Raw genomic sequence first — 3,197 nt, forward strand, 5'->3', positions numbered from 1 at the left:
GTTGTAGCTTCTTTCTATTTTACAGTCATTTCTCATAATAATATAAACTATTTCTATATTTAACACGTAAATACCATTCTATTCAAATAGAATGGTATTTTTGTTTTCAACATGAGCGACACTAAAAAAACTTCACTAACAAAAGCTATCGGACAAAAGAGCACCACATTAGAGGCAGAAATGTCTTTTTTTGATCACCTGGATGTTCTCCGTAAACATTTAATCAGGGCCGTAATTGCCATTGCCGTTTTTACCGGTATTGCTTTTTACTTCAACGAATTCATTTTAGATAAAATCATATTTGGTCCAAAAAAGCCAGATTTCTGGACTTACAGGATGATGTGCAAACTGGTAGAAAAATTCCCTTCACTTGGTGCAGATATGTGTATCACCAAAATTAATGGAGAGATTATTAACACCGAAATGGCCGGTCAGTTTAACCTGCAATTAAATGTTTGTGTAATGTGCGGTATCGTAGTTGGTTTCCCGTATTTATTGTGGGAAATCTGGCGTTTTATTAAACCGGCATTACACGAAAATGAGCGTAAATCGGCAAGTGGCTTCGTTTTCTTCGCTTCTGTACTTTTCATTATTGGTATCCTTTTTGGCTACTTTGTGGTATGCCCATTATCGGTTAACTTTTTAACAGGTTATACAGTCAGTGCCGAAATCAAAAATACATTCACTGTTGATTCGTATCTATCATCTGTGGCAACTTTAACTTTAGGTACAGGGATTATCTTCGAACTTCCGGTTATTATTTTCGTGCTGTCGAAACTTGGGTTGATGACACCAAAGCTGATGAGATCGAGCAGAAGGTATGCAGCCGTAATTATCTTAATTATTGCCGCTATAGTTACGCCAACGCCTGATATTATGACGATGCTAATTGTGGCTACGCCATTGTTCTTGCTTTATGAGCTGAGCATTTTTGTTTCGGCCTACATAGAAAAAAAGAAGAAAAAGGCTGATGCTGCTTTCTACGCTAACTAACAAAAACATTACGAATAGATTTTATAATTCTCTATAAATTTGACAATGTCTGATACAAAAATTAAAATTGCTATTGGAGCGGATCACGCTGGGTTTGAATACAAAGAAATACTAAAAGATTTTTTACAGGATTACGAAGTAAAAGATTTTGGCACTTACTCAGAAAACTCTGTTGATTATCCAGATTTCGCTCATCCGGTTGCTGCTGCTGTAGAAAATGGAGAATTTACTTATGGGATTTTACTTTGTGGATCGGCAAACGGTGTAGCCATCACCGCAAACAAACATCAGCATATCAGAGCAGGTTTATGTTGGGAGAATGAAGTTGCTTCTTTAGTCCGCAAGCACAACAACGCAAACATTTTGTGTATACCTGCCAGATTTGTTTCGGAAGAACTGGCTAAGGAGATTACCACAACCTTTTTAACAACTGAATTTGAGGGCGGGCGCCACCAAAACAGGGTTGAAAAGATTTCGTGCTAACAAGAAACTTAACTAACTATTATCATAATGAACAAAAAATTTTTAACCCTTGGGTTGGTATCGCTTGTTACCGCAAGTTGTTTTAGCCAGGTAAAGCCCCTTATACCAAATAAGGATGCGATAAAATTCAGCAAGGCCATTAATCCTGAAAATGCCTACAAACACCTTTCTGTATTGGCTTCTGATGAATACGAAGGCCGCGAAACAGGCACAAAAGGCGCTTGGATGGCTGCTGATTATATCCGCGATTATTTCAAATCTTTAGGTCTAAAAGCGCCTGTAAATGGCAGCTATTTCCAAAAAGTCGATTTGGTTAACGTTACCTTAAAAGAAAGCCACTTAACGGTTAACGGTCAGCCTAAAGAATACCAAAAAGATTATTTGGTATCTCCTAGCTTAATCAGCGATCAAGGTTTTACATTCTCAGCCAACGAACTTGTATTTATTGGTTATGGTTTAAAGAAAGACAACTATAACGATTTTACAGGTACCGATATCAAAGGAAAAGTGGTTATCATGTTTAATGGTGGAGATCCAACCGTAAAACCGGGTACAAGAATTGATAGAGCAGCTTATCGTGCTACGCTTGAAGCAAGGGCAAAGTATTTTGCAGAAAATAATGTGAAAGCAATTATCCTGATCGACCCAGCAGTTGATAGAATAACTGAAAACACCAAGCAAACTCTTAAAAATGGTAAGGTAATGGTGAAAACCAATGCTGCTATCGAAGCTCAAAAGCAAAACGATATTCCACGCATCTCGATATCTGTCGCTTTGGCAAACGATCTGCTAAAGGCCTCGAACACTACTGTGGCTGATCTGCAAAAGAAAATAGTAGATAGTCAGGCTCCCGCATCACAAGTATTAAACGTACCTTTCTCCGCAAGTGCTGCAAAAACAGAAACACCAGTTAGATGTGAGAACGTTCTGGGTTATTTAGAAGGTTCTGATCCGGTACTTAAAAAAGAAGTTTTAATCCTTACTGGCCACTACGACCATATTGGATTGGAAACAGATCCAAATGCAAAAGACAAAGTGAACAACGGAGCAGATGATGATGGATCGGGAACTACCGGCGTTTTATTAATGGCAAAAGCATTTACAGATGCTAAAAAAGCCAGAAAAGGGTCTAAACGCAGTATCCTTTTCATGACTGTTGTTGGTGAAGAAAAAGGGCTTTKGGGTTCTGAATGGTATTCGGAGCATCCGGTTTTCCCTGTCGAAAATACCATTGCTGATTTAAATACCGATATGATTGGCCGTACTGGCGAAGAATATTTAGGTAAAGCAGATTCTGCAAATTACATTTACTCTGTAGGTTCAAGAATGTTGAGTAGTGATTTGGCTAATTTAAGCGAGCGAGTTAACGCGACCTATACCAAAATGAAACTGGATTATAAATACGATGATCCAAAAGATCCTGAGCAGATTTATTACCGTTCAGATCATTATAACTTTGCTAAATTGGGTATTCCGATCATCTTCTATTACGACGGGATGTTACTGCAGGATTACCACAAACCAGGTGATGAAGTAAGTAAAATTAACTTCCCACTTTTGGCCAAAAGAGCTAAACTGACCTATTTTACCGCATGGGAATTGGCCAACAGCGCAAAACGTCCGGCGGTAGATATGGATGGAAAAGGAAATCCAAAGAAATAAATATTCAAAACAGTTAGCCCCGACAAAATGTCGGGGCTTTTTTATGCACAATACCTTTT

The 3,197-nt window shown here is 38.2% G+C and carries 3 protein-coding genes; all 3 read left to right on the forward strand.

What is annotated here, in order from left to right; all coding sequences use genetic code 11:
- Nucleotides 1–111: 111 nt before the first annotated feature.
- From tatC to AC1DPQ_RS22575, 3 genes are read left to right on the forward strand one after another with little or no spacing between them, the layout of a single operon-like run.
- Nucleotides 112–993 (forward strand): twin-arginine translocase subunit TatC, encoded by an 882-nt coding sequence (gene tatC, locus AC1DPQ_RS22565; RefSeq protein WP_477578225.1) that lies wholly within the window; start codon nt 112–114, stop codon nt 991–993.
- 45 nt (nt 994–1,038) lie between these two features.
- Entirely contained in the window at nt 1,039–1,476 is a 438-nt protein-coding gene (rpiB, locus tag AC1DPQ_RS22570) for a ribose 5-phosphate isomerase B (protein WP_477578227.1), read from the forward strand.
- A 27-nt stretch (nt 1,477–1,503) separates the two neighbouring features.
- Nucleotides 1,504–3,138 carry a M28 family peptidase gene (locus AC1DPQ_RS22575; RefSeq protein ID WP_477610943.1) on the forward strand — a complete coding sequence of 545 codons (1,635 nt, stop codon included), beginning with the start codon at nt 1,504–1,506 and terminating at the stop codon, nt 3,136–3,138.
- Nucleotides 3,139–3,197 lie beyond the last annotated feature (59 nt).

Source organism: Pedobacter sp. 01T416_2 (assembly GCF_056398925.1).